The organism is Pseudomonas sp. GL_093, assembly GCF_057837605.1.
Genome location: NZ_CM174448.1, coordinates 4358564 through 4385143, shown reverse-complemented (window position 1 = coordinate 4385143; position 26580 = coordinate 4358564). Strand labels below are relative to the sequence as shown.

Sequence of the window (26580 nt, the reverse complement as noted above, 5' to 3'; positions counted from 1 at the left end):
CGACCTGTAGCAGCTGGCGAAGCTTGCGTTCGGCTGCGCAGCAGTCGTAAAACCTGAGTGCGAGGTTTTTCTGAAACACCGCATTGCCTGATTTCACGACTGCTGCGCAGCCGAACGCAGGCTGCGCCAGCTGCTACGGATCGCGCTGCAGATCAGTCGCGGTAGACAGGGAAATCGCTGCACATCGCAGCAGCCAAGCTGGCGACTTGAGCCTCGACATCGGCATCGCCGAGGTGGTCGAGAATGTCGCAGATCCAGCCCGCCAGTTCGATGCTCTGGGCTTCCTTGAAACCTCGGCTGGTGATCGCCGGCGTGCCGATGCGCAGGCCCGAGGTCACGAACGGCGATTGCGGATCGTTCGGTACGGCGTTCTTGTTCACAGTGATACCGGCACGGCCAAGGGCGGCGTCGGCGTCTTTGCCGGTGAGGCCCTGACGAATCAGGCTGACCAGGAACAGGTGGTTGTCGGTACCGCCCGACACCACGTCGTAGCCACGGTCGATAAAGACTTTAGCCATCGCCTGGGCGTTGCGGATCACTTGCGCCTGATAGGTCTTGAACGCTGGTTCCAGCGCTTCTTTGAAGCACACAGCCTTGGCCGCGATGACATGCATCAGCGGGCCGCCCTGGCCGCCGGGGAACACCGCGGAGTTGAGTTTTTTCTCCAGTTCCGGATTGGCCTTGGCCAGGATCAGGCCGCCACGCGGACCGCGCAGGGTCTTGTGGGTCGTGGTGGTGACGACATCGGCAAAGGGAATCGGGTTCGGGTACAGACCGGTCGCCACCAGCCCGGCAACGTGGGCCATATCGACAAACAGATAAGCGCCGACCTTGTCGGCAATCGCCCGGAAGCGTGGGAAGTCCAGGGTCTTCGAATAGGCGGAGAAGCCGGCGATGATCATTTTCGGCTGGTGCTCGACGGCCAGGCGTTCGACTTCGTCGTAATCGATCAGCCCGGTCGCGGTGTCGATGCCGTACTGAACGGCGTTATACAACTTGCCGGAAAAGCTGACTTTGGCGCCGTGGGTCAGGTGACCGCCGTGGGCCAGGCTCATGCCCAGCACGGTGTCGCCGGCTTGCAGCAACGCCAGATAGACCGCTGCGTTCGCTTGGCTGCCGGAGTGCGGCTGGACGTTGGCGTAATCGGCGCCGAACAGTTGTTTGGCGCGGTCGATGGCCAATTGTTCGACCACATCGACGTGTTCGCAGCCGCCGTAATAGCGCTTGCCCGGATAGCCTTCGGCGTACTTGTTGGTCAGGCCGCTGCCTTGCGCTTCCATCACCCGTTGGCTGGTGTAGTTTTCCGAAGCGATCAGCTCGATGTGGTGCTCTTGCCGTGCGTCTTCGGCGTTCATCGCCGCCAGCAGTTCGTCGTCGTAGCCTTTGATCTGGTCGTGCTTGCTGAACATGGTGGAGTCCTCTTTTTGTTCTCTGAATTGGCTGATGTACCCCTGTGGGAGCGAGCTTGCTCGCGATAGCGGTCTTTCAGTCGACATTGATGGTGAATGTCAGTCAGCTATCGCGAGCAAGCTCGCTCCCACAGGGGTTATGTGTTGTTTTTAGGCGTCCTGATAGTCGGCAATCGACGGGCAGGCGCAGATCAGGTTGCGATCGCCAAACACGTTGTCAACGCGACCTACGGGCGGCCAGTATTTGGCATCGATCAAGGTTTCGAGTGGATACACCGCTTGCTCACGGCTGTACGGATGCGTCCACTCGCCGACGATTTCCGCCGCGGTGTGCGGGGCGTTTTTCAGCGGGTTGTCGTCCTTGTCCAGGGTGCCGTTTTCCACTGCGCGAATTTCTTCGCGGATGCGGATCATGGCGTCGCAGAAACGGTCCAGTTCTTCCTTGGATTCGCTTTCGGTCGGTTCGATCATCAGCGTGCCGGCGACCGGGAACGACATGGTCGGGGCGTGGAAACCGAAGTCGATCAGGCGCTTGGCAACGTCATCGACGCTGATGCCGCTGCTGTCTTTCAGCGGACGCAGATCGAGGATGCATTCGTGCGCCACCAGGCCGTTGCTGCCGGTGTACAGCACTGGGTAATGCTCTTCGAGGCGACGGGAAATGTAGTTGGCATTGAGGATCGCCAGTTGCGAAGCACGCTTGAGACCCGCGCCACCCATCATCCGAATGTACATCCAGGTGATCGGCAAAATGCTCGCGCTGCCGAACGGTGCCGCGCAGACCGCGCCTTCTTTACGCTCCATGGTCCCGTGACCCGGCAGGAACGGGGTCAGGTGCGACTTCACGCCAATCGGGCCGACGCCCGGGCCGCCACCGCCGTGGGGGATGCAGAAGGTTTTGTGCAGGTTCAAGTGGGACACGTCGCCGCCGAACTTGCCCGGGGCGCAGAGGCCGACCATCGCGTTCATGTTGGCGCCGTCGATGTACACCTGGCCGCCGTGGTCGTGAATGATGCCGCAGATTTCGCGGATGCCTTCTTCGAACACGCCGTGGGTCGACGGGTAGGTGATCATCAGCGCGGCGAGGTGTTCGCGGTGCTCGATGGCCTTGGCGCGCAGGTCTTCGATGTCGACGTTGCCGCGGGCATCGCAGGCGGTGACGACCACGCGCATGCCGGCCATGTTGGCGGTGGCCGGGTTGGTGCCGTGGGCGGACGAGGGGATCAGGCAGATGTCGCGACGGTCTTCGCCACGGCTCTGGTGATAGGCGCGGATGGCCAGCAGGCCGGCGTATTCCCCTTGCGAACCGGCGTTCGGTTGCAGCGAGATCGCGTCGTAACCGGTGGCGGCGCAGAGCATCGCTTCCAGTTCGTCGGTCAGCTGCTGGTAACCGGCGCTTTGTTCGGCTGGAGCGAACGGGTGCAGGGCGCCGAATTCGGCCCAGGTCACGGGGATCATTTCGCTGGCGGCGTTGAGTTTCATGGTGCAGGAACCGAGCGGGATCATGGTGCGATCCAGCGCCAGGTCCTTGTCGGCGAGCTTGCGCAGGTAGCGCATCAGCTCGGTTTCCGAGTGATAACGGTTGAACACCGGGTGGCTGAGGATCGGCGATTGACGCAGCAGGGCGGCCGGGATCGTGCTGACCACCGAAGCGGCGAGGGCGGCGAAGTCCGGCAGCGCTTTGCCGTCGGCCAGCAGGGCCCACAGGGTTTCCACGTCGGTTTGCGAGGTGGTTTCGTCGAGGGACAGGCCCAGACGCTCGGCATCGACGACACGCAGGTTAATCTGTTGCGCACGGGCCTTCTCGTGCAACGCGGCGGTTTGCGCGCCGGTCTTGAGGGTCAGCGAGTCGAAGAAGTTTTCTTGTTCGACGTTCAAGCCCAATGCGTTCAAGCCTTGAGCCAGAATCGCGGTCAGGTGATGCACGCGCTGGGCGATCTGCGTCAGGCCTTTCGGGCCGTGGTACACGGCGTACATGCTGGCGATGTTGGCCAACAAGACTTGCGCGGTGCAGATGTTGCTGGTGGCCTTCTCGCGGCGGATGTGTTGCTCGCGGGTCTGCATCGCCAGGCGCAGGGCCGGCTTGCCGAAACGGTCCACGGAGACGCCGACCAGACGGCCCGGCATGTCACGCTTGAACGCATCCTTGGTGGAGAAATACGCCGCGTGCGGGCCACCGAAGCCCAGCGGCACGCCGAAGCGTTGCGCGCTGCCGATGGCCACGTCGGCGCCGAACTCGCCCGGCGGGGTGAGCACGGTCAGGGCCAGCAGATCAGCCGCGACCGCCACCAAAGCGTTGGCGGCGTGGAAGCGTTCGGTCAAAGCGCGGTAGTCGAACACATCACCGTTGCTCGCCGGGTATTGCAGCAGGGCGCCGAAGAACGGCGTCACGTCGCTCAGTTCACGTTCGTCGCCCACCACCACGTCGATGCCCAACGGCTCGGCCCGGGTGCGCAGCACGTCGAGGGTTTGCGGGTGGCAATGCATGGAGGCGAAGAAGGCGTGGCTGCCTTTGTTCTTGCTCAGGCGTTTGCAGAAGGTCATCGCTTCGGCGGCGGCGGTGGCTTCATCCAGCAGCGAGGCGTTGGCGATCGGCAGGCCGGTGAGGTCGCTGATCAGGGTCTGGAAGTTCAGCAGCGCTTCGAGACGGCCCTGGGAAATTTCCGGTTGGTACGGGGTGTAGGCGGTGTACCAAGCCGGGTTTTCCAGCAGGTTGCGCAGGATCGGCGACGGCGTGTGGGTGCCGTAGTAGCCCTGGCCGATGTAGGTCTTGAACAGCTGGTTTTTGCCGGCGATGGACTTGATCAAGGCCAGGGCGTCGGCTTCGCTCAGGCCGTCTTCGAGGCCGAGGACGCTGGTGCCCTTGATGCTGTCAGGGATGACGCTGGCGCTCAGGGCTTCCAGCGAGTCGAAACCCAGGCTATTGAGCATGGCTTGCTCGTCGCCGGCACGCGGGCCGATGTGGCGGGCGATGAATTCATTGCGGGTGTCGAGGAAGTTAGTCATGCGGAAGTCCTCAAGCGTCGTCGTGGGTCAGGCGCTCGTAAGCGGCTTGGTCGAGCAGGGCGTCCATTGCACTCGTGTCGCTGGGGCGCATACGGAAGAACCAGCCCTCACCCAGTGCGTCTTCGTTGATCAATTCGGGAGAGTTTTCGAGTGTCGAATTCACCTCGACCACTTCGCCGTCCAATGGCATGTACACGCTGCTGGCGGCTTTCACCGACTCCAGCACCGCCACCTCATCGCCCGCGTCGAAGGTGCGCAATTCAGGCACCTGAACGAAGACCACGTCGCCCAGCGCTTGCTGGGCATACGCGGTGATACCCACGGTGATCAGGCCATCGCTCTCAAGACGCAGCCATTCGTGATCGACGGTAAAACGCAATTCGCTCATATCAACTCCTCATTGTTCAGACTCATCCACTGCTGGTGGTGGATGGCGATGGGCAGGCTCGTGCCGGGCAACGAGCGTGGCTTGAGGGTTGATAGCAAGGGCGATGCCAATGTTGTTTATTTGTTTTAAATCAATGGTTTGAGATATTTATAACAGGGTTGGTGTGCAGCTGCCGTATTGAAATCAATACAGGCATGTGCAGAGGAGGGAGCAAAGTCTGGGCCAGACGCGTCGAGAGGGATTTGTCTTGAAATCGATACGCTGTATCGATTTGCAGACATTTTTTGCCTGATGCATATCCCCTGTGGGAGCGAGCCTGCTCGCGATTGCGGTGTGACAGGCAACATAGGTGTCGCCTGAAACTACGCCATCGCGAGCAAGCTCGCTCCCACAGGGTTAAGTGTTGGTGATGGAATTGTGCTCCGGCAATGGCTTCATTGCTTGTTCGGAATGCCGTACTTACGCAAACGAATGGCTATCGCGCTGTGCGAGGTTTGCAGGCGTGCAGCCAGTAAACGGCTGGAGGGATAGCTGCTGTAGAGCTGTTCCAGCAGGTTCTTTTCAAAGCCTTCGACGGCATCCTCCAGGCTGCCAACCTCACCGTCGTTTTGTCGCTCCACGGCGGTTCTGGCGATGTCGAGATCGTCGATGTCCACCAGCGGATTTTCGCAAATGGCCGCGGCGCGAAAAATCACGTTCTGCAGCTGGCGCACGTTGCCCGGCCAGCGGTTACCGAGCAGCGCCGGATAGGTGCCGGGTGCCAGTCGACAGACCGGACGCTGGATCTGCGCGCAGGCCTGCTGCATGAATTGGTTGGCCATCAACAGGATGTCGTGGCCGCGCTCGCGCAACGGTGGTACTTGCAGATTAAGCACATTCAGGCGGTAAAACAGATCCTCGCGAAAACTGCCCTCGCTGACCATTTTTTCCAAGTCACGGTGGGTCGCGCTAAGGACCCTGACGTTGACCTTTACCTCCCGATCACCACCCACTCGACGGAAGCAGCCATCGCTTAAAAAGCGCAGCAATTTGGCTTGCAAGTACGGCGACATTTCACCGACTTCGTCGAGGAACACCGTGCCCTGGTCGGCCAGTTCCAGCAGGCCGAGTTTGCCACCCCGTTGTGCGCCGGTGAAGGCACCCGCGGCATAACCGAACAGCTCGCTTTCGGCGAGGCTCTCCGGCAGTGCCGCGCAGTTCAGGGCCAGGAAGGGCGAGTCATGCCGTGCGCTGATCGCGTGGCAGGCACGCGCCACCAACTCTTTGCCGGTGCCGGTTTCGCCCTGAATCAGCAGCGGTGCATCGAGCGTTGCAACACGCTGGGCGCGGGCCTTGAGCGTACGAATCGCCGGAGACTCGCCGAGCAGCGCATCGAATCCTTCGGCATGGTCATGATGCAGCGCCGAGAGCCGTTCACCGATGCGGTTCGGGTGATACAGGGTCAGCAGGGCGCCGGCATCGGTGATCGGCATGGCGTCCAGCAGCAGTGTCTGGCCTCCGAGGCTGACCTCGTGCATGGGCAGGCGATAACCGTGTTCGATCAACGTCTGTTGCAAGGAGGGATCATCGAAGAGTGCCGTCAGCGGTTCACCGGCAGGCTCCCGGCCGCACAGCGAAATCAGCGCCGGATTGGCCAGCAGCACATGACCGCGCTCATCCACCGCCAACACCGGGTCGGTGCTGGCCGCCAGCAAGGCATCGAGTTGCAAGCGTCGGCGCTGCCCCGGGAGGATGTCGACCATCGTCACCGCTTGCACGCCCTGGACGCCAAGAAAGGCCTCGCGCAACTCTTCCAGTACATCGGCGCCGAGGGTGGGCGCATCGATGTAAACGTTGGGCGGCACCATCTCGACGGCATCCAGATTGAAACGGCGCCCACCGAGCAGGGCCAGCACTTCCTGGGTGATGCCGACGCGGTCGATGAAGGTGACGTGGATGCGCATAGGTGGCCTGCAAGGGTTGCGAAACAGAATGAGTATGACCGGCACGCGCCGTGTCTGTCAGGTGTTGCCGGTGGTGCGCGAACAGGCGGCCAGATCCTCAAGGAACGCCTGAAGGATCGGCGGCGGGGCCGTGCCGCGTCGGGTGATCACGTCGAACGGCGACATCAGTTGCAGGCTCGTCGGTGCCAGTTGGTGCATCTCGCCGGTCTTGATCCACTGGGCTGCGAAGTGCATCGGCAGAAAGCCCAGATAGGCGCCGGAGATCAGCAGAATCGCCAGCGCTTCGATGTTGTCCACGGTCGCGGCGGCTTTGCTGACGCCCAGGTGTTCCAGGTCGTACTGCTGCATGTAGCCCCTGACGACAATCCGGCTCGCGGCAATCTCTTCGAGCAGTTCGTCGCCCTCGGCCTTGCTGCCATACAGCGGATGCCGCCGCCCGCAATACAACCCCAATGCTTCCTGATACAGCGGTGTGTGCAACAGGCCCGGAACGTGAATCGGGAAATGCCCGATGGCCAGGTGCAGTCGACCGTCGAGTACGCGTTCCTCCAGTTCAGCCGGGGTGCCGACGTACACGTTCAGATGGACGTCGTGCCCCCTCGACACGAAGCGCTGGGTGGTGCGCGGCAGCGGTGAATCGGGATCGGTAATGGTGGTGTCGATGATCCCCAGGTTGAGCTTGCCGCTGATGTGCTGCTTGAGCACGTCGGCGTCCATGCAGAAATTTTCGACCGCCGAGAGCAGGCGCTGGGTGGCTTCGTGGATCGCCACGCCTTGCTCGGTCAGGCGAAAGCCGCTGCGCCCGCGTTGACAGAGTTTGACCCCCAGCCGGGTTTCCAGATGAGTCATCTGTTCGCTGATGGTTGATTGGCCGGCATTCAACGCCGCCTGCGCGGCAGAGAACCCGCCGCACCTGACAATCGTGGCAAACACCCTGAGCAGTTTCAGATCGACATCGTGTAGCTGGATCACCTTGAACCTCCCGCGTGTGGATGCATCGGTAATGCCGATATGAGTATCTGATGTTTAGCATTTTTTCCACGAAAACCTGCGCTCATAGTCATTTCAACGGCGGTCGCCTTCCAAGTCCGCTAGCTGATAACAAGAATTGGAGATGCCTGAAATGTCGAACAACGGTTATGAATCCGGTCGCTTGAACCTGCCATTCGTGGGTCACTGCACCTTTGGCAAATCCCCGGTGTGCACCGATTGGGATGCACTGGATGCGGACGTGGCGGTCCTCGGCGTGCCCAACGACATGGGCACCCAGTGGCGTTCCGGCGCACGTTTCGGACCACGTGGCATTCGTGAGGCATCGACCCTGTTTTCCTTCGGCCATGCCGGCGCCTATGACCACGAAGATGACGTCATGTACCTGACCGCCGCCGACGTGCGCATGGTCGATGTGGGTGACGCCGATATTGTGCACACCGACATGGTCACCAGTAACGAGAACACCGAATACGCCGTGCGCAAGATTCTGGATGCCGGTGTCATGCCGGTTGTACTCGGTGGCGATCATTCGGTTCACGCTCCGGTGATCAAGGCATTCGAGGGCCGTGGCCCGATCCACATCATCCACTTCGATGCGCACCTGGACTTCGTCGACGAGCGTCATGGCGTTCGCTACGGCCATGGCAACCCGCTGCGCCGCGCGTCCGAAATGAACCACATCGTCGGCATGACCCAGATGGGCATCCGCAATGTGTCGTCGTCCAATCGCGATGACTATGAAGCCGCCCACGCGGCCGGCTCGAAGATCCTTTCGGTCCGTGATGTGCGCCGCCTCGGCGTCGAAGGTGTGCTGGCGTTGATCCCGCAGAACATCAACTACTACATCACCATCGACATCGACGGTTTCGACCCGTCCATCGCCCCCGGCACCGGCACCCCAAGTCACGGCGGCTTCCTTTATTACGAAGTGCTGGAAATCATCCAGGCCCTGGCCAAACGCAGCCAAGGCAACATCGTTGGCATGGATCTGGTCGAGGTTGCACCGGTCTATGACCCTTCCGGCATGACCTCGATTCTGGCGGCGCAACTGCTGCTCAACAGCATTGGTTTCATCTTCCATGAGCGGGCTCAAGCACGGCACGCCATGAGCGAAACCACCACGGCCACGGCGTGATCTGACCGCCGCACAGAGGGAATGAAAATGGACACGATCGTTAAGCAGTATCTCCAGAAATTTGGTGTATCCGAAGCCACCCAGACCTTCCTCAGCAAGGTTCAGAAAATGTTCATCGGTGGCGCCTTTGTCGAGGCCAGCGACGGGCAGACGTCCGATGTTATCGAGCCGTCGACCGAGGGCCTGATCACGCGTATTCCGATGGGCACCACCCAGGATCTGGACCGCGCCGTGCAAGCCGCCCGCGCACAGTTTGACGGTGGCGCCTGGAGTCAAGCCAAACCGGCGGAACGCGAGCGGCTGATGCAACGCCTGGCGGACCTGATTGAAAGCAACGCCGCCGAACTGGCGGAAATCGAATCGATCGACATGGGCAAGTCAGTCGCCTTCGCGCGGGATGTCGATATCCAGGGCACGGTCGATACGCTGCGTTACTTCGCCGGTTGGGCGACCAAGCTGCATGGTCGAACCGTTGAGCCGTCGCTGCCGGGCAACTACCTGGCCTATACCCGCAAGGAAGCGGTAGGAGTGGTCGGCGCCATCGTGCCCTGGAACTTCCCGCTGCAAACCATGGCCTGGAAGCTCGGCGCCGCGCTGGCAACCGGTTGCACCGTGGTGGTCAAACCCGCCGAACTAACCTCGCTGTCGGCCTTGCGCTTTGCCGAACTGGTTCAGGAAGCCGGCATACCGGACGGGGTGATCAACATCGTGACCGGACGCGGCAGCGTGGTCGGTGCGGCGATGGCCACGCACCCCGGTATCGACAAGCTCACCTTCACCGGCTCGACCCCGGTCGGCCGTACCGTCGGCCGCGCCGCGCTGGACGAAATGAAGCGACTAACCCTCGAACTCGGAGGAAAATCACCGGTAATCGTATTGGCCGATGCCGACGTGCCGGCCGCCGCCCAGGCCATTGCCAACGGCGTGTTTTTCAACTCCGGTCAGGTGTGTGACGCCGGTACTCGCGCCTATGTTCATCGCAGCGTCTACGACGAATTCCTGCGCGAACTGATCGCCTACACCCGCACGCTGAAAATCGCACCGGGTCTGGATCCAGACTGCTTCATCAGCCCGTTGGTCTCGGCGTTGCAGAAGGAGCGAGTGACCGACTACATCGAAACCGGCAAGCAAGAGGGCGCTGAACTGGTCTACGGCGGCCAGCCTGTCGAGGGCCCCGGTTTCTTCGTCGAACCGACCATTTTTGCCCATTGCCGCAACGACATGCGCATCGTCCAGGAAGAGATCTTTGGTCCGGTGCTGGTCACCGCACCGTTCGACGATGAAGAAGAGGCCTTGGCCCTGGCCAATGACTCGCCTTACGGCCTGGCCGCCGCACTGTATTCCAATGACCTTGGAAAGGTGCACAGCCTGATCCCACGGTTGAAAGCGGGTTCGGTCTACGTCAACGCCCACGGCACCCTCGACCCGTCGATGCCGTTCGGTGGCTACAAGCAGTCCGGGTTCGGCAAGGACCTGGGCGCAGAGCAGCTCGATTATCTGCTGGAGACCAAGGCGGTCTGGATCACGCTCCCCTGAGTCATGGCTGACTCAAACCCTGTGGGAGCTCGTTCCCACAGGGGTGTACACCAAAAGAATGCAGTTATCTCGTCATGATCTTCCAACAATAAGAGACCATCATGAACACTAACGCCAAGTCAGCCCTGAGCGTGTCGGTCCTGGACGACAAACCCGTCGTCGAAAGCCATTCAATCGATTTCATCCCGGAGAGCGAGCGCACCGATAAACTGTCGAGCCAGGGCCCGTTCTGGTTCCTCGGCAATTTCACCTTCTTCACCATGACCATCGGCTTCGTCGGCCCGAGCGTCGGCCTGACCGCGCTCTGGACCACACTCGCCGGCACGCTGGGCATCATGTTCGGCACATTGTTCATGGCGTTTCACGGCTCGCAAGGCCCGCACCTTGGCCTGCCACAGATGATCCAGTCGCGTGCGCAGTTTGGCTATCGCGGTGTGATCCTGGTGCTGCTGGCGACGCTGTTTGTGTTCGCCGGTTTCAACATCGTCAACCTGGTGTTGATGATGCAGGGGCTGCACACACTCTTCGGCTTCAACCCCGCGGTGATCGCGGTGGCGGTGACGATACCGGCGGCCGTATTGGCGATTCTCGGGCATGACTGGATGCACCGCAGTTTCAAATGGGCGTTGTACCTGTCGCTTCCTCTTTACGGCCTGGTGACGTTGGCGGTGCTGATGGGCTGGGTTCCCGATGCCGCGGTGCCGGTACTCGCGGCCGGTGAAGTGGCCCCGGCGCCGCTGGGCTTCAACTGGACCGGTTTCATTGCCCAGTTCGCGGCAGCGGCGAGTTACAACATCGCTTACGCCCCGTATGTGTCCGACTATTCGCGTTACCTGCCGAAGAACACCTCCAGCGGCAAACTGATCGCCGTGGTGTTCGTGGGTGCCTCGTTGTCCGGTGCATGGATGATCTCTGTCGGTGGCTGGCTGGCCGATCACTTGCACTCAACAGACGTGCTGGTGGCCCTTGGGCAAGTCGGCAACACCGTGTCGCCACTGATGGGGACGGTGGTGGTGGTCGTCACGATCCTGGCGTTCCTGCCGGTCATCGCCATGAACATCTACAGCGCGAAGTTGACCACGCTGACCTGCGTCGACTCGATCAAGCACATCGAACCGACCCGCAAGGCACGCATTCTGGCGATTGGTTTTGTGATCCTGCTGCAACTGGGCGTGGCCCTGAGCATCCAGAGTTCGGGCAAAGGCCTGTCGGTGTTGGGCATCTACCTGGTGGTGATGCTGTACTTCCTGGTGCCCTGGACCTCGGTCAACCTGACCGACTACTTCTTCGTCCGCAAGGGGCGCTACGCCATCCCGCACTTCTTCATGCCCCACGGCAACATCTACGGCAGCTGGGGCCTGCGCGGCATTGCGGCGTATGCCATCGGCTTCATCTCGATGATCCCGTTTTTCTACATCTACGACGGCGTCGAGCAGCGTGAGGTCTATGTCGGCCCGCTCGCCAAGGCACTCGGCAGCATCGATATCGCCTGGCTCGTCGGGCTGATCGTGTCGGGGCTGGTGTACTACTGGTTCAGCCGCTCGATCGACCTCAAGCGCGAAGAAATCGTCATCCAGCACATCGAAAAAACATCCCCGCAATACACCACCGGCGACACGTTGACCAAGCCGTCGTTGCACGTTTTCAACGAATCGGCGGTCCGGAGATAATCATGGCTACGCAAAAATACGACTACATCATCATCGGCGCCGGCTCGGCAGGTTGTGTGTTGGCCAACCGCTTGAGCGAAGACCCGGCCACCTCGGTCCTGGTGCTGGAATTCGGCGGCAGCGATCGCAGTGTGGTGATCCAGATGCCAAGTGCGTTCTCGATCCCGATGAACACCAAGAAGTACAACTGGCGCTACGAAACCGAGCCGGAGCCGTTCCTCAACGGACGTCGCATTCACTGCCCAAGGGGCAAGGTGTTGGGTGGCTCATCGTCGATCAATGGCCTGGTGTACATCCGTGGCCACGCCTATGACTTTGACGAATGGGAGTCCCTCGGTGCAGAGGGGTGGGGCTATCGCAATTGCCTGCCTTACTTCAAACGGGCCGAGCACTACGAAGAGGGCGGTGACGGCTATCGCGGCAGCACCGGCCCCTTGCACACCACCAACGGCAATCACATGAAAAACCCGTTGTACGGGGCCTGGGTCGAAGCCGGCGCAGAAGCAGGCTACATCAAGACCGAGGACTGCAACGGCTACATGCAGGAAGGTTTCGGCGCGATGCACATGACGGTGAAAAACGGCGTGCGCTGCTCCACAGCCAACGCTTACCTGCGCCCGGCCATGGGACGTCCGAACCTGACCGTGATCACCCATGCAATGACCCGTCAGATCATCCTTGAAGGCAAGCGAGCCGTCGGCGTTATGTACGACCACGAAGGGCAGACCCATCAGGTTTATTGCAACCGTGAGGTGCTGATTTCCTCGGGGCCCATCGGTTCGCCGCACCTGTTGCAACGCTCCGGTATCGGCCCGGCCGCGGTCCTGCGCAAAGCCGGGATCGGCGTGCGTCATGACCTGCCGGGAGTAGGGGAGAACCTGCAGGATCACGCCGAGGTTTACATCCAGTTCGGCTGCAAGGAGCCGGTGACGCTGAACAGCAAAATGGATCCTTTGAGCAAGTTGATGATTGGCCTGCGCTGGCTGTTGTTCAAGGACGGACTCGGCGCCACCAACCATTTCGAGGCCGGTGGCTTCATCCGCTCGGACAAGGGCCTGCGCTGGCCGGACATTCAGTTCCACTTTCTGCCCGCGGCCATGCGTTATGACGGCAACAAACCGATCAAGGGCCACGGCTTCATGGTGCTCACCGGGCCGAACAAACCGAAAAGTCGCGGCTACGTTCGGGTGCGTTCCGCTGACCCTTACGAGCATCCAGAGATTCAATTCAACTACCTGCAACGCGAAGAAGACCGCGAAGGTTTCCGCCGCTGCATCCGCCTGACTCGCGAGATCATCGGCCAGCCGGCGATGGACCGCTTCCGCGACGGCGAGATTGCGCCCGGGCCACAGGTGAACACCGACGAAGAAATCGACGCCTTCGTGCGTGCAAACCTCGAAAGCACCTACCATCCTTGCGGCTCATGCCGCATGGGCGAGGACGAGATGGCAGTGGTTGACTCCGAGCTGCGTGTGCGGGGCATCGCGGGTTTGCGGGTGATCGACTCATCGGTGTTCCCGACCGAGCCAAACGGCAACCTCAATGCACCGACCATCATGCTGGCCGAGCGGGCTTCCGATCTGGTTCGTGGGCGCACCATGCTGCCCGCGTCTGATGCGCCCGTCGGTCTGGTCCAGGATTGGGAAACCAGCCAGCGATCATCGTTGCCGGGGCGCAATGTGAGGGTTTGAACCCGACGGGTTAATCGCTTAGGAAACATGTAAAACGGGCGCCTTCAGGGCGCCCGTTTTTTTACTTCGCAGCCCGTACAGGCGCTAGCTCATTTCAACACCAGCAGGCGATAAACCCCGCCCTCGCTTTCGATCCCATGGGTGTCATGGGTGAAACCCGGGAAGGATTTGTCGAAGGCTTCCAGCGCCTTGAGATACGCCAGCAAAGGCCCGTCCGCAGGCCCGGCGTTTTCACCCGGCATCAGCAGTGGAATGCCCGGTGGATACGGCACGATCCCGGTGGCGGCGATGCGTCCGGCGGCTTCTTCGAGTGTCACCCGTTCGATGTCGTTTCTGACCAGTTTTTCGTAGGCCTCCACCGGGCTGAATTCGGCTTGCGGCAGTGTGCCGAACGCCTGGGCCATGTTGGCGGTGGTTTTGTGTTGCTTCATGGCAGCGAAGATTTCGTTGGCCAGGTCCTTGAGGCCCATGCCAGCGTAACGAGTCTGGTTGGCGGCCAGCAGATCCGGCAGGCACAGTTCCAGTTCGACGTTGTCGTCATAGTCGCGTTTGAAGTCGAGCAGGGCATTGAGCAAGGTGCCCCATTTGCCTTTGGTGATGCCGATGGAGAACAGGAACAGGATGGTGAAGTCGGTGGTTTTCTCGACCACGATGCCCTGACGTCCCAAGTACGCCGTGAGCACACAGGCCGGGATGCCCGAGTCGAGCAGGTTGCCGTCGTCGCCCATGCCGGGGCTGAGCACCGAGACCTTGATCGGGTCGAGCATGCAGTAGCCTTCTTCGATGTCACCGAAACCGTGCCATACCGCGTTGGGATGCAGTACCCAGCAGTTCGGCTCGGTTTTCAACAGCACCGGGTCGACTTCATGGAACGGCACGGTGGCCGCGCCAACCTGCACGGTCGGCGGCTGCCAGCAGGTAAAGAACCAGTCATCCTTGCTCAACATCTCGTTGTGCATGCGCGAGACGACCTGGCGGAAACTGATGGCTTCTTCAATCGATTCGGTGGTGAGGATTTGCCCGCTGGGCGCTTCCATCATCGCCGAGCTGACGTCGCAGGAGGCCATGATTGCGTAGTTCGGCGAAGTCGAGGCGTGCATCATGTACGACTCGTTGAAGCGCCCGTGTTCGATCGGGTTGCGGCCGTTACGCACGTGAATCATCGAGGCCTGGGACAGGGCGGCCAGCAACTTGTGGGTCGACTGGGTGGCGAACACGGTCGGCTTCGAGTCGTCGTGATCGTCCGGGCTGCCGTGCATGGCGTGGCGCTCGCGGTACAGCGGGTTGAAACGCGCATAACCGTACCAGGCTTCATCGAAATGCAGACGATCGACGCTTTGCCCCAGCAACTCTTCGACGCGGGTGACGTTGTAGGTCAGGCCGTCGTAGGTGGAGTTGGTGATGATCGCGTGGACAGGTGTCGGGTCGATGCCTTGCTTGACCAGCGGGTTGCTGGCGATAGCGGCTTTCACGCCGTCGCTGCTCAGGGTTTGCGGCAGGATCGGGCCGATGATGCCGTAGCGGTTGCGGGTCGGCACCAGATAGGTCGGAATGGCCCCGGACAGGGTCATCGCATGCTCGGCGGACTTGTGGCAGTTGCGGTCGCACAGGGCGATCTGATTGCGCGTGACGCTGGCCATGAGTATGACGCGGTTGGACATCGACGAGCCGTTGGTGACGTAGTAGGTGCGGTGGGCCCCGAACACTTTGGCGGCGTAACGCTCGCCCTGGCCGATGGGGCCGCTGTGATCGAGCAGCGAACCGAGTTCACCGACCGAAATCGACAGGTCGGAACGCAGCAGGTTCTCGCCAAAAAACTCGTAGAAGGCGCGGCCCGCGGTGCTCTTCAAAAACGCTGTGCCGCCGGCATGTCCAGGGGTGTGCCACGAGTATTCATAGGTTCTGGAAAACTTCACCAGCGCCCCGAACATGGGGGGCAGTGCGGCTTGGCGATATCGCTCGATGGCCGCCAGGATGCGCCCGCTGAGGAAACGGCTGGTGTCCTCGGGCAGCCAGATAAAGTCGTCGGCGTGCTGCATGACCACCAGCGGAATGCTCGACGCGGTGCTGCGGTCGCTGATCAAAAACACCGGCACCCGGGTGTTGCGCTCACGCAGGCTGACCAGCAGTTGGATGCATTCCTCGTGGTCTTCGCTTTTGTCCATTTCCCAGCTGAGCAGCACGCATTGAATGGCCGGGTCCGAACGCAGGATCGACGTGGCGTCGCTCAGGGTTTCCGAGGCCAGCACCCGGACGGCGCGTTCTTCCACATCGTTGATCAACTGATGCAGGGCGCGACCAAAGACGGTGCGTTTGTCCGGCGGGCTGCTGACCAACAGCGTGAGCATCCCGAGCGTCTGTCTATATTCCGTCATGATTAAGCCTCCACTCTTACTGCTTGCAAGTTATTGACCGGCACCGGCTCACCCGTGATGTGCTGAGCGCTGACGGTCTGTGTCGGTACGCTGTTATTGAGCGCTTCGAGACGGATCAGGCGGTTGTTGACGAAGCCAAACAGCGTGTAACCAAAGATTGTTGCCACGCCGCCGAGCATCAGTGCCTGTGCGCCCGAACTGTAGAGTGCCAGGTAGCTGTAAGCCGCTGCCACCCACGCAACGATGTTGCTCACCAGCGCCGTGCCAGCCGGAACGTTGGAGACCTTTTGAATGGTCATCAACGCGGCCATGGAGAGGATGTAGGGCACGAGGTTGGTGACCACCGCGAGGTTGACGAGTGTGTCGAACTGCTTGCTCAGGTCAGGGCTGATGGTGAGAAAAGCCAGCGCCGTCTGCACTGCCAGCAGCACCAGCATGCCGACAATCGGTGTTCCGGCCTTGTTGGACTTGGCAAAGATCGACAGGAAATAACCGGTGTCCGCGGAGCTTTTGTAGACCTGTGCGATGGTGAATTGCCAACCCAGCAGCGAACCGATGCAGGCGAGAACCATCGCGGCCATCACAATGTCGCCGACCATTGGGGTGAACATCTTGGCAAAGACCAGCCCGAACGGTGCGGTTGAGGAGGCCAGTTCCGGGTTGTCGACGATACCGGCGATGACGTTGGTGGAGACGATGTAGATCACCGCCGCGCCGAGGGTGCCGCCGAGTACCGCAATCGGTACGTTCCTCTCTGGATTTTCCACGGCATCGGTGTTGGCGCACGCCGACTCCAGGCCGAGGAACGCCCATAAGGTGATCGCCACCGATGCACCTGCAGCTTCGAACCAGCCCATGTTGTGCGGGTTCCAGCCTGCGGCGTAGACACTGCTGTCGAACCAGTACCAGCCAACGGTGGATACCAGCACCACCGGCGCAATCACCCCCCAGACCGTAATCGCACCGATCCGGCCGGTAATCCGCGCGCCGCCGAAGTTGGCGAACGTGGTGATCCACAACAGAGCGATGGTCGCCAGACCCACTTGCAGTGAATCAAGCTTGATGTGGAACAGCTCCTGGATATAGCCGACCGCCGTAATACTGATCGCCACGTTGGCAATCAACAGCGAGAGGCCATAGGTGTAGTTCGTGATGTAGTTGCCCGCCTTGCCGAAGGTGTATTCGGCATAGCCGCCCATGCCCCCGGTCTTTCGGCTGAGCATCCCGCAGCGCGCAAAGGCATAGGCCAGTGCCAGGGAACCGGTGGCCGTGATCAGCCAGGAAAGGATGGAAATACCGCCGACTTCGGCAAGTTTTGTGGGGAGCAGCACAATGCCGGAGCCCAACATGTTGACGGCTGTCAACATCGTCAGTTGCCCCACTGTCATTTTCTTTGCGACTGACATTCCGTTGCCTCATTCGTTGGCGGGAGAGAGTGTTAGCTATAGCAAAGGATTGAAATGCCGCAAGAAATGTCCGTAAGACACTGAGAAAACAAGCTATAGCGCACTTAAGGCATTTTGCTGGCCCCGAAGTCTGAAAGTTTTGATCAAAATCAATTTATTTTCAGATAGTTAGGATCGAATACAAATGCGGAATGTGATGGTTGCGCTGATTTCGTTAGGCCTGGCGAGCGTTGCCGCCTCTGTCCAGGCCAAAGAGCTGGCATCGAATGATCGTTACATTTGCAGCTGGGGCGCAGGTACTGCGGCGAGAGCCCAGGAACTCAAGCTGTCCGGGGTTTCACTGTATGCAGCGCGGCAAAAGTTACATACCTACAAGTTCAGCAAGCCGTGGATGCACATGATGGCGATGGGCATTACCGAGCAGACCTATGACAGTCATTCGCGGATGAAGCCCGCAGCCCTGCGCGAGAGCTTTTATGAGGAGTGCGTCCGGTACAAGTTGGCGCGCAAATGAGGAGGGTGGTCCGCCGCAATCACCCGGACACGGCTCCTGCGCCGTGCCGGGCTGGTTACGTCAGGCATTGGATGCTTCAGACCATTCCTAAAGAGAGACAACTATCGAGTTCTTCTCAGGTTTTTTGCCTTTAACCTCCTGAGCATACCCATTACCGGCCGCAGGAGAGGCACCCTGTCAAAGATGGAAAGCTCATGCAGGTCCGTCCGCGAGGGCCTTTGATAGCCACAATTCCAGGTGAAATAGTAAGCCAGAATCTCTTTATTCTTATGAATAAGCGTATTGAGAGCAGCGTCATAATGCATCGGACCTCCGTCAGGATGTCCCGGTGGCCGCTCCAGAATCTGGAATAAAAAATCCCTCAATTTCCCAAAGCATTTCCCGTTTACTGCATAAAAATGGGCCAAATGTATTGGCCGGTCGACTGCTTTCCAAGCGGGCAAGTTTGAATTTTCTTCAAACGGATGCCCAAAATAGACGATGTCCCACTCCATACCTTCCAGAGACTCGATCGCCTCTCTCCCATATTGAGAAATATGTCTGGAAAACTGTATGTCGTCCTCCATGATCAAGATATTTTTCAAATTCAGGCGCATTGCCTCTTCCAGCACCCCCAGATGACTCAAAAAGCAGCCTCTGACCCCGACGCTCGGGAAGCCATTTCCCTCACTGGGCGTAACAGCCTCAAAAAAGCCTATTTTTTCATCATCAATGTGAAAGCCGTTGCGAGTGAATTCTTCTACTGTTTCTAAACGGCGATCCTTTCTTGACGAGATATTGATGATTCTTACTCGATCAAAGTATTCGATCACATTCATCTGTCAGGTCCTTAGCGCAGACAATCAGGGCAGTTGGATTGGCCGGATTGCAGTATAGGCAGCATTTCCGGATGAAGTTTTAGTCTCGTAAATCGGCATGCGGCACCCGTCCGATAAGACCCGCCGGATAGGTGCGCAGTGAATGGGCACCGGGCGGAAAGCTTCTATAGATCCGGGCACGCCAGCGCTTCGGCGGGTGCAACGCGAAGTCTTCAAGGTCTCCTATACTGGATCGTTCCGAGAGTTTCCCTACCCTTCACAGCGAGGAGAACGCACATGACCATTCGAATTGGCGACGAAGCACCGGATTTCACCGCCGAAACCACCGAAGGCACGCTCCATTTCCACGAATGGATTGGCGACAAGTGGGCCATCCTGTTCTCACATCCGAAGGACTTCACCCCGGTCTGCACCACTGAACTCGGTTATATGGCCGGGCTCAAGCCGGAGTTCGACAAACGCAACACCAAGATTGTCGGCCTCAGCGTCGACCCGGTCGGTAACCATCAGACCTGGGCCAAAGACATCGAAGAAACCCAAGGCCATGCGGTCAACTACCCCATGATCGGCGACGAGAATCTGGTGGTGGCCAAGCTCTACGACATGATTCACCCGAACGCCAGTGGCGGCGCTCGTACTGCCGTGGACAACGCCACGGTGCGTTCAGTGTTCATTGTCGGCCCGGATAAAAAGATCAAGGCGATGCTGGTCTACCCGATGAGTGCCGGGCGCAACTTCGATGAAGTGCTACGGCTGCTCGATGCTATTCAGTTAAACGCCAAGCACACGGTTGCCACGCCGGTGAACTGGCGTCCGGGTGAGGACGTGATCATTCCTACGTCGGTATCCGACGACGACGCAAGGAAGAAGTACCCCCAAGGCTTCAAGACGGTGAAACCTTATTTGCGTACGGTGGCGCAACCGAAGTAATGGTCAGTCATTCATCCTGTCTTCAATCGCGATGCCTTTTACGCGCGTTGCATTGATCTGCTCGGCGCGGGTGCCAGGGAGGTTGAGCATGCTTCCCTGGCGCAGCGCCGAGACTTCTACAGTGTTCCAGGGCTGAGAATGCACGGGGAGCCTTTACCCGCCATGCCGTCTTCATGCGTCAAAAACTCTCGGCCGCCGGGTACTTTCAGAAAGTTGCCGACAAACCCGCCTTTACAGGCGTCGTCGGCGGTCGAGCCCATGCCATTGCCAAGCTGCTTCGTTGCCCGGCGCAAGGCGCTGCTCCGGGTCGCGTGCCAACGTCCTGATGCGGGCTAGCGCCCATGCGTAATGCTATTTCACATGGATAGAATTCATTGGACTGATGTGCTTGTTGTGGCGTTATTTTGACGCCACCCGCCCTAAAATTAAATTTCGATTTATTATGGTGACGAGCTATTGACGTAATGGCGATGTGCTTATAGGCTCAATCTAGCCGATAAAGATTCCTTCAACCGACAAAAGAATAACCCCCTACGCAAGGAGGCGGTGTTATGCGCTCAACACTTGTCTTTAAATTTGTGTTGTTGTCTGTGATCCTGAATGGTGCAGCCGTTGCTAGTGCTCAAGCGACCAGTTTGGCCTATGAAATTAGTCGCATAAGCAGCGCATGCGAGGAGTTAGGGCCTCAACTTTGTACTGCTCTCAAAGAGCACGCGGGTGGCGCACTGCTTACTTTTGGAAAGGGTCTTGGCTTGCCTTCATTGATCACTGATGTTTACGTCGATGATGCCCATTCTGCGAAAGTTAATAGTGTCATTCATCATGCTGACTCCGGCGTGGATGTAACCGTCAATTCTTCTTCGCGTGACAGATTAATGGCGGCGGTTGACAATAAGCAATTCAAGATTGATTCATCTCTCCAGGATAAAAGTCTGGTGGGGGTATCTGATATCAACCAACCCAATGCAGTACCGCTTTCTGCGGCAGCATGGTTATTTTCTTCCGCGTTGTTTGGTTTTATTGTGGTCGCCAACCGACGGAAGATATAGGTGGTGGTAGTTAGTATTTTCGGCAATAAGGTCTGTTAGACAGTCACTCTGGTGGCTGGCTAGACACACGACTTTATATATTGTTTTTGCGGATAATATCGGTCTTGCAATGATGTTGGTTTGTAATTGTTGATATCAGTTAGTTGCGCTGGCAAACGTAGCCATCGTCGGTTTGACAATGTCGCAGTTGAGCCAGCTCAAGCGGGCATGGTGTAGTTAATATTGGCGCGTAATACATCGGGGGCAGCTTGCTTGCTCCAAGTCATTGTTAAATAACGCCATTCTGTGGTTTTGCACTAACGTTCCGGTTTCGAGTGTGTTTCATTGGCGGAATTGACCGCCCAGACGCTCAAGGGGAATGCTGTTTAGGCATTTCTTTGGCGTGAAATAGGCTAGAGTGATTTGACTTGGTTTTTTTGCTCTAGACTCCTTGCATGGCTACTAAGACGGAGGGATCCCGATGTTCCGTTCAATGATACCTGTGCTCTGCGCGCTGGCCGTTTGGCCCAGCATTTCCAGTGCCGTCGAAAACGACCCGACTTACCGGCTGAGTCCGGGAGATAACCTTTCTGTTTCCGTGTGGGGCGAAGATAAGCTCAAACAGGATGTACGCGTACTCCCCGATGGCAGCATTACCTTCCCGCTGGCAGGGCAGGTCAATGTTGCGGGGCTTGATGCCACCGCTGTCGCGAAGCAAATCGCTGCCAAGCTTGAGGCTTTCATACCTGATCCGCAGGTGAGCGTTGTCGTCACCGGCACCGAAGGTAATCTCGTCTACGTTCAGGGCAAAGTGCTGAAACCCGGCACTGTGCATATGTCAGGTCAAACGTCAGTGCTGCAGGTAATAAGCATGGCGGGTGGGCTCGACAAATTCGCCGATAAAGACGACATTAAGGTCGTGCGGTCCAATGGGGCTAAACAAGAGATCCTGCGCGTCGACTACAGCGAGTTGATGTCAGGGAAAGACATGACCACCAATTTTCTACTTAAAGCCGGCGATACGCTGGTCGTGCCTTAGCCTTGCGCGAGGCACTAGGGATTACTTTGCTTGGATTTCGAACTACCGGGGTTGCGACGGCAATCCTGGCTTTGTCGTGTTCGGACATGGCCTATGCTGCCACTTGGCAATCAGCAATAGCAGTGCCTTCGACAGTCGAGTACGACAGCAACCCACTGCTGCTCACGAGTGATGAGAAGGGGGTGACCCGTACCATCATCGCCCCCGATTACAGCCTCGTGGGTACTTCCGGACGGGATGAGTTCCAGTTCGGTCTCGGATTAAATATCGTGCGTTCGTCGGATACGTCCGTCGTTTCGGACCGTGAAGATCCCAGATTGAAGTTAGGGTGGCAGCGCGAGACCGAAACGGGTGCTTTTGGACTCACGGCGAGATATGAAGAAAGCTCTACGCTTTCCTCGGCGGTTCAGGAGACCGGCGCAGTAATAACCACAGATGGCACGCAAAAGCTGTATTCGCTAGGCGGCAACTGGCGCACTGCTCTCAGTGAACGCGGCACCTTGGCTAACGAGACTGACTACAACCATGTCACCTACGATATTAATTCGCTGACCAGCTATGACGAGCTGTCGACCCGGTTGAGCTATACCTATGCATGGAGCGAACGTGTGGAGCTATTCACGCGTTTTGGAGCGAGGCGTTATGAGCCCGATCAAGGATCTGCGGTGGCCTCTTCAAACAGCTACACCCCCGATATTGGCATGAACTACCAAATCTCCGAGCGGCTCAGGGGCTCGGTATACGTGGGCGCCAATCAAGTCTCCGGCACGAACAGCGGTCCCACTGGCCAGGGCGGTTTTACCTTGAACTATACCGGTGAGCGTATTGATACCAGTATTGACGTCGGTCGTACCACTCTCGCCAGCGGGGATGGTGGTTTCGTCGAGGTTGATTCCGTGAGGGGTACATGGAGCTATGCCGTCGACGAGACCCGACGCACCGGTTTCGATGCCTCCTGGCAAGACTCCAAAGGCCAGAGGCCTAATACCCTGAAAAATTACAGTGCCTGGTTTAGCCAAGAACTCTCGCCTTTTTGGATTGCACGCCTATCCTACACATACAAACAACGCCAGCAAGATGGCTTGCCGGATGCCACTGCAAACGTCGTCGGGCTGATGCTGACTTATAGTTATCCCGGTCTCTGACATTCAGCTGTGTGAGAAATATGGCCTCTGATTACGAAATGTCGTTCAACGACTACCTAGCTATCATCAAGCACCACGCCCTGCTGTTGATCGTGAGTTTCGTGGTCATACTCGGCGTGTGCATAGCGGTAGCGATCTCTCTCCCGCCGACCTATGAGTCATCCGGCACGATTCTGGTGGAGTCTCAACAGATTTCGCCAGACCTGGTGGCGGCCAACAACAATACCTTTGCCGATGAGCGCATCGAAGTCATTCGCCAGCGCGTGATGACCCGTGAGCATCTGGAAGGGATCATCGACAAATACAATCTTTTTGCTTCGCAAAGTCGGCAGCTGAGCGTTAGCGAGAAGATCGAAGAAATGCGCAATGCGATTGTGGTTTCCCTGGTCAGTGCTGCCGTCAAGGGGCGCGGAGAGGTGACGATTGCTTTCCGTCTTTCCTTTGAACACAGGCAGCCAGAGATTGCGAACAAAGTTGCCAAGGAGCTGGTGACGCTGTTTCTGGATGAAAACATCAAGCAGCGCACCGAACGCGCCAGTGAAACGACAGAGTTCCTGACGCAGGAGGCGGACAAGCTCAGGGTAGAACTGGAAGCCCTGGAGAACCGGTTGGCGGACTTCAAGCAGGCACACAGCAACGCGCTGCCCGAGCATCAGGAGCTGCGCATGAATATGTTGTCGCGTGCCGAAACCGAGCTTAAAGAGGTCGACCGTGACTACAAAACTGCCCGTGAGGAGTTGCGCTTCAATGAGTTGGAGCTCTCCGCCGCGAATGCCGGGCTAGCGACCAAGCCTGGGGCACCCGGTGCGACAGCTGATAAACCACAGGATCTGGCTAGCCTCAAAGCGGAGTACACCCGGTTGCTGTCGCTGTATACGCAAGCCCACCCCGACGTGCGTGCCGTCAAACGCAAAATTGCTGCGCTTGAGGCTGGCAAAGGTGCTGATGGTGCAGCGGCCCCGGTCAATCTGGACGCGGCCAAGGCCCAGGCGCGGATCTCCGCAGCAGAAGCACGTATCAAGTCACTGGCCGATCAAAAGCAGCAAATACTCGGAAAAATTGCCGAATACGAGGCGGAAATTCTTGAGACGCCGCAAGTCGAGCGTGGCCTGGTCACGGTGATGCGTGACCATGATAATGCTCGTAAAAAATATGAGGAGATTCGCACGAAGGAAATGAGTGCGAAAATTTCCGAAAGCCTGGAGCAGGAAAACAAAGCCGAGCGTTTTGTTCTTCTGGAGTCACCGCTGATGCCCGAAAAGCCGGTACGGCCGAACCGTAAAAAAGTGGTTGCCATGGGTTTCTTGCTTGCCCCGGTGGGTGCTGGCGCACTGGTGATGCTTCTCGAGATGATGAGTCAGCGTGTGCGCGGTGCCCAGGCCTTGGCCAGCGTGCTGGGTAGACGCGTATTGGTTTCCATTCCCTACATTCACACCAAGGCTGAACTGGCACGCCGCAGGAAATGGCGAACGCTATTGATCGTCTGTGGAGTCGCGACAATCGCGATCTTTCTGGTGCTCCTGCACTTCCTCTACATGCCTCTGGATCTTCTGATGTTTAAAGCTCTGGGCCGGTTTGCATAAGGAATATAGCCATGGAAATATTCAATCCCGATACCGAAAATGCCGAGCAACAGACCTCGTCAAAAGCCATGACACCGACCGCGCAGTCCACAGGTCTGAACGCACTCAGTTATGTGCAAACCAAGGTTGTACCTTTGCGACCAGATCACCTTGAGCGCAACCGCATTGTGGCTTACAACAAAAATTCGAACATGGGCGGGGCATTCGATCTACTGCGTACACAAGTGCTGAAAATCATGGAAGAAAATGGCTGGCGCACGCTCGCCATCACTTCGCCGACTCCGGAGGCAGGCAAGACGGTGTTGGCTATAAACCTGGCAATGAGCATCGCGCATCACACGACCAAGACGGCGTTACTGGTGGACTTCGACTTGCGTCGTCCGAAGGTGGGTGAGTATCTGGGTCTGCCGATGGAAAAATCGCTGAATGAATTGTTGGCAGATGAAGCTGAACTGCAAGAAGTACTGGTCAATCCGACCTTGCCGCGCTTTGTGGTCCTGCCGACGCGTGAGCCGATTCCTCTTTCCACCGAGGTGTTGTCATCGCCTGCTGTGAGCCATTTGATTGCTGATCTGCGCGAGCGCTACAACTCACGCATCGTGATTTTCGACTTGCCGCCGTTGTTGAGTTCGGATGATGTGATTAACGTCCTGCCCAGGTTCGACTGCGTCCTGCTCGTTGTCGCTAATGGATTGAACAGCAGGAAAGAGATCGAGGAAAGCCTGCATCATCTTGGGACCGCCAATCTGATTGGCACGGTGTTGAACAAAGCCGAGCCCGAAAACCGCTCTTACTACTAGAGCATCACCCGCAGGAGATCGGCGCTATTGGCTAGCGCCGACGCTCAGTGCCAAGGGTACTTCTGCTCCCAGCTCCAGGCGTGCGCCACTATCTGTTCAAGTGAGCCAAATTGCGCTTGCCAGCCAAGTAATGTGTTGGCCCTGCGGGGATCGGCCACAAGGCGTGGTGGATCGCCCGCGCGACGTGGCGCTTCGCTGACAGAGATATCCTGGCCGGTCACGTAGCGCGCGGTATCTATTACTTGCTGTACTGAGAAACCTTGACCGTTGCCGAGGTTGAACGCCGTGCTTGCCCCCCCTGCCAGCAAATAATCCACGGCAAGTGCGTGAGCTGCAACGAGGTCGACAACGTGGACGTAGTCGCGAATGCAAGTGCCGTCAGGCGTGTCGTAATCACGGCCATAGACGGTGATGGTTGCGCGCCGTCCGGAGGCTGCTTGCAGGATCAGGGGCAGCAGGTGGGTTTCCGGTTCATGGCGTTCACCTAACTGGCCTTCAGGGTCTGCTCCGGCGGCGTTGAAGTAGCGCAGGCAGACCGATTTCAGCCCGTAGGCGCGGTCGAAATCTTCAAGCATCTGCTCCACCATCCACTTGCTGCGTCCATAAGGGTTGATCGCGGCCTTGGGATGCTCCTCGTCGATGGGTACATACACCGGGTCACCGTAGACGGCGGCGGTCGAGGAAAAAATGAAGTTTTTAACCCCGGCGCGAACCATCGCCTGGAGCAGCGTCAGGGTGGCGGCGAAATTGTTTTGATAGTACTTGGCAGGTTCAGCGACGGATTCGCCCACCTGTATAAAGGAGGCGAAGTGGAACACGGCATCAAAGTGGTGTCCCGCAAACAGGGCGTCCAGCGCCTGTTCGTCGGCTATGTCCAGTTCGACCAATGTCCCGCCCCTCAACGCGCTGCGATAACCGGTTGAGAAATTGTCTGCCACCACAAGATCGTGACCTGCACTCAGTAGCTGCTTCACCATGTGCGAGCCGATGTAACCCGCGCCACCCACCACCAAAAATTTCATCCTGATCTCCGATTTCCAGGGCACTATTGCTGTGCAAGCACCGATGGCAACGTCAGTGCGATCCGTCTGATCATTACATTAAAGGACAAGTTGGATTTTTCGCTACACGCTTGCTGGCAATAGCCGAGACTCGCTACGTTTGGAACGCC

General features: G+C 58.5%; 20 protein-coding genes and 1 pseudogene. 11 read left to right on the top strand and 10 right to left on the bottom strand.

Features of this window, described 5'->3' with window-relative positions; all coding sequences use genetic code 11:
• Positions 1-152 precede the first annotated feature (152 nt).
• From glyA to AC3IUE_RS20080, 5 genes are all read right to left on the bottom strand, one after another.
• A complete protein-coding gene (gene glyA, locus AC3IUE_RS20100; RefSeq protein WP_489263469.1) occupies positions 153-1409 on the bottom strand; it encodes a serine hydroxymethyltransferase in 1257 nt (418 codons plus the stop codon).
• A 150-nt stretch (positions 1410-1559) separates the two neighbouring features.
• Positions 1560-4415 carry an aminomethyl-transferring glycine dehydrogenase gene (gene gcvP, locus AC3IUE_RS20095; RefSeq protein ID WP_489263468.1) on the bottom strand — a complete coding sequence of 952 codons (2856 nt, stop codon included), beginning with the start codon at positions 4413-4415 and terminating at the stop codon, positions 1560-1562.
• 10 nt (positions 4416-4425) lie between these two features.
• Positions 4426-4803, bottom strand: a complete 378-nt coding sequence (gene gcvH / locus AC3IUE_RS20090) for a glycine cleavage system protein GcvH (protein ID WP_489263467.1) — start codon at positions 4801-4803, stop codon at positions 4426-4428.
• Between the two features lie 434 nt (positions 4804-5237).
• Positions 5238-6746, bottom strand: coding sequence for a sigma-54-dependent transcriptional regulator (locus AC3IUE_RS20085; protein ID WP_489263466.1), 1509 nt, complete (start codon positions 6744-6746; stop codon positions 5238-5240).
• A 57-nt stretch (positions 6747-6803) separates the two neighbouring features.
• Positions 6804-7718, bottom strand: coding sequence for a LysR family transcriptional regulator (locus tag AC3IUE_RS20080; RefSeq protein WP_046049330.1), 915 nt, complete (start codon positions 7716-7718; stop codon positions 6804-6806).
• A 151-nt stretch (positions 7719-7869) separates the two neighbouring features.
• Between AC3IUE_RS20080 and speB the strand changes: the two genes are divergently transcribed.
• The 4 genes from speB (at position 7870) to betA (ending at position 13771) form a co-directional block, all read left to right on the top strand.
• The gene (speB, locus tag AC3IUE_RS20075) at positions 7870-8874 is read left to right on the top strand and encodes an agmatinase (protein ID WP_150657588.1); all 1005 of its coding nucleotides are present in this window, start codon (positions 7870-7872) and stop codon (positions 8872-8874) included.
• 27 nt (positions 8875-8901) lie between these two features.
• Positions 8902-10410 carry an aldehyde dehydrogenase family protein gene (locus AC3IUE_RS20070; RefSeq protein WP_489263465.1) on the top strand — a complete coding sequence of 503 codons (1509 nt, stop codon included), beginning with the start codon at positions 8902-8904 and terminating at the stop codon, positions 10408-10410.
• A 101-nt stretch (positions 10411-10511) separates the two neighbouring features.
• Complete coding sequence (locus tag AC3IUE_RS20065) at positions 10512-12080, top strand: purine-cytosine permease family protein (protein ID WP_489263464.1); 1569 nt, start codon at positions 10512-10514, stop codon at positions 12078-12080.
• Positions 12081-12082: 2 nt separating this feature from the next.
• Positions 12083-13771: a choline dehydrogenase gene (gene betA / locus AC3IUE_RS20060; protein WP_489263463.1), complete on the top strand. Its 1689-nt coding sequence runs from the start codon at positions 12083-12085 to the stop codon at positions 13769-13771.
• Positions 13772-13860: 89 nt separating this feature from the next.
• Here the strand turns inward: betA and AC3IUE_RS20055 are convergent, their stop codons facing one another.
• Together AC3IUE_RS20055 and potE are read right to left on the bottom strand one after the other, a co-directional pair.
• Positions 13861-16146, bottom strand: a complete 2286-nt coding sequence (locus AC3IUE_RS20055) for an Orn/Lys/Arg family decarboxylase (protein ID WP_489263462.1) — start codon at positions 16144-16146, stop codon at positions 13861-13863.
• Between the two features lie 2 nt (positions 16147-16148).
• A complete protein-coding gene (potE, locus tag AC3IUE_RS20050; protein ID WP_056743519.1) occupies positions 16149-17552 on the bottom strand; it encodes a putrescine-ornithine antiporter in 1404 nt (467 codons plus the stop codon).
• A gap of 184 nt (positions 17553-17736) precedes the next feature.
• Between potE and AC3IUE_RS20045 the strand changes: the two genes are divergently transcribed.
• The gene (locus tag AC3IUE_RS20045) at positions 17737-18066 is read left to right on the top strand and encodes a hypothetical protein (RefSeq protein ID WP_008146735.1); all 330 of its coding nucleotides are present in this window, start codon (positions 17737-17739) and stop codon (positions 18064-18066) included.
• Positions 18067-18167: 101 nt separating this feature from the next.
• Here the strand turns inward: AC3IUE_RS20045 and AC3IUE_RS20040 are convergent, their stop codons facing one another.
• A complete protein-coding gene (locus AC3IUE_RS20040; protein ID WP_489263461.1) occupies positions 18168-18884 on the bottom strand; it encodes a glycosyltransferase family 25 protein in 717 nt (238 codons plus the stop codon).
• Positions 18885-19160: 276 nt separating this feature from the next.
• On the opposite strand from AC3IUE_RS20040, the gene AC3IUE_RS20035 reads away from it, so the two are divergent.
• The gene (locus AC3IUE_RS20035) at positions 19161-19814 is read left to right on the top strand and encodes a peroxiredoxin (RefSeq protein WP_489263460.1); all 654 of its coding nucleotides are present in this window, start codon (positions 19161-19163) and stop codon (positions 19812-19814) included.
• A 3-nt stretch (positions 19815-19817) separates the two neighbouring features.
• Here AC3IUE_RS20035 and AC3IUE_RS20030 read toward each other — a convergent pair.
• Positions 19818-20107, bottom strand: a pseudogene (locus AC3IUE_RS20030) (cytochrome C); the annotation flags it as partial.
• Between the two features lie 258 nt (positions 20108-20365).
• Here AC3IUE_RS20030 and AC3IUE_RS20025 point away from each other — a divergent pair.
• From AC3IUE_RS20025 to AC3IUE_RS20005, 5 genes are all read left to right on the top strand, one after another.
• Positions 20366-20863: a hypothetical protein gene (locus AC3IUE_RS20025; protein WP_489263459.1), complete on the top strand. Its 498-nt coding sequence runs from the start codon at positions 20366-20368 to the stop codon at positions 20861-20863.
• 460 nt (positions 20864-21323) lie between these two features.
• Positions 21324-21881, top strand: coding sequence for a polysaccharide biosynthesis/export family protein (locus AC3IUE_RS20020; protein WP_461998904.1), 558 nt, complete (start codon positions 21324-21326; stop codon positions 21879-21881).
• 86 nt (positions 21882-21967) lie between these two features.
• Positions 21968-23026: a hypothetical protein gene (locus tag AC3IUE_RS20015; protein WP_442965797.1), complete on the top strand. Its 1059-nt coding sequence runs from the start codon at positions 21968-21970 to the stop codon at positions 23024-23026.
• 20 nt (positions 23027-23046) lie between these two features.
• Positions 23047-24609, top strand: coding sequence for a GumC family protein (locus AC3IUE_RS20010; protein WP_056743512.1), 1563 nt, complete (start codon positions 23047-23049; stop codon positions 24607-24609).
• A gap of 68 nt (positions 24610-24677) precedes the next feature.
• Complete coding sequence (locus AC3IUE_RS20005; protein WP_489268894.1) at positions 24678-25409, top strand: CpsD/CapB family tyrosine-protein kinase; 732 nt, start codon at positions 24678-24680, stop codon at positions 25407-25409.
• A gap of 44 nt (positions 25410-25453) precedes the next feature.
• Here AC3IUE_RS20005 and galE read toward each other — a convergent pair whose 3' ends face one another.
• Positions 25454-26431, bottom strand: coding sequence for a UDP-glucose 4-epimerase GalE (galE, locus tag AC3IUE_RS20000; protein ID WP_056743509.1), 978 nt, complete (start codon positions 26429-26431; stop codon positions 25454-25456).
• Positions 26432-26580: the final 149 nt, after the last annotated feature.

Coding starts and splice junctions, on each gene's coding strand:
- glyA (WP_489263469.1), bottom strand. CDS start 1,409: ATGTTCAGCAAGCACGACCAGATCAAAGGCTACGACGACGAACTGCTG.
- gcvP (WP_489263468.1), bottom strand. CDS start 4,415: ATGACTAACTTCCTCGACACCCGCAATGAATTCATCGCCCGCCACATC.
- gcvH (WP_489263467.1), bottom strand. CDS start 4,803: ATGAGCGAATTGCGTTTTACCGTCGATCACGAATGGCTGCGTCTTGAG.
- AC3IUE_RS20085 (WP_489263466.1), bottom strand. CDS start 6,746: ATGCGCATCCACGTCACCTTCATCGACCGCGTCGGCATCACCCAGGAA.
- speB (WP_150657588.1), top strand. CDS start 7,870: ATGTCGAACAACGGTTATGAATCCGGTCGCTTGAACCTGCCATTCGTG.
- AC3IUE_RS20070 (WP_489263465.1), top strand. CDS start 8,902: ATGGACACGATCGTTAAGCAGTATCTCCAGAAATTTGGTGTATCCGAA.
- AC3IUE_RS20065 (WP_489263464.1), top strand. CDS start 10,512: ATGAACACTAACGCCAAGTCAGCCCTGAGCGTGTCGGTCCTGGACGAC.
- betA (WP_489263463.1), top strand. CDS start 12,083: ATGGCTACGCAAAAATACGACTACATCATCATCGGCGCCGGCTCGGCA.
- AC3IUE_RS20055 (WP_489263462.1), bottom strand. CDS start 16,146: ATGACGGAATATAGACAGACGCTCGGGATGCTCACGCTGTTGGTCAGC.
- potE (WP_056743519.1), bottom strand. CDS start 17,552: ATGTCAGTCGCAAAGAAAATGACAGTGGGGCAACTGACGATGTTGACA.
- AC3IUE_RS20045 (WP_008146735.1), top strand. CDS start 17,737: ATGCGGAATGTGATGGTTGCGCTGATTTCGTTAGGCCTGGCGAGCGTT.
- AC3IUE_RS20040 (WP_489263461.1), bottom strand. CDS start 18,884: ATGAATGTGATCGAATACTTTGATCGAGTAAGAATCATCAATATCTCG.
- AC3IUE_RS20035 (WP_489263460.1), top strand. CDS start 19,161: ATGACCATTCGAATTGGCGACGAAGCACCGGATTTCACCGCCGAAACC.
- AC3IUE_RS20025 (WP_489263459.1), top strand. CDS start 20,366: ATGCGCTCAACACTTGTCTTTAAATTTGTGTTGTTGTCTGTGATCCTG.
- AC3IUE_RS20020 (WP_461998904.1), top strand. CDS start 21,324: ATGTTCCGTTCAATGATACCTGTGCTCTGCGCGCTGGCCGTTTGGCCC.
- AC3IUE_RS20015 (WP_442965797.1), top strand. CDS start 21,968: ATGGCCTATGCTGCCACTTGGCAATCAGCAATAGCAGTGCCTTCGACA.
- AC3IUE_RS20010 (WP_056743512.1), top strand. CDS start 23,047: ATGGCCTCTGATTACGAAATGTCGTTCAACGACTACCTAGCTATCATC.
- AC3IUE_RS20005 (WP_489268894.1), top strand. CDS start 24,678: ATGACACCGACCGCGCAGTCCACAGGTCTGAACGCACTCAGTTATGTG.
- galE (WP_056743509.1), bottom strand. CDS start 26,431: ATGAAATTTTTGGTGGTGGGTGGCGCGGGTTACATCGGCTCGCACATG.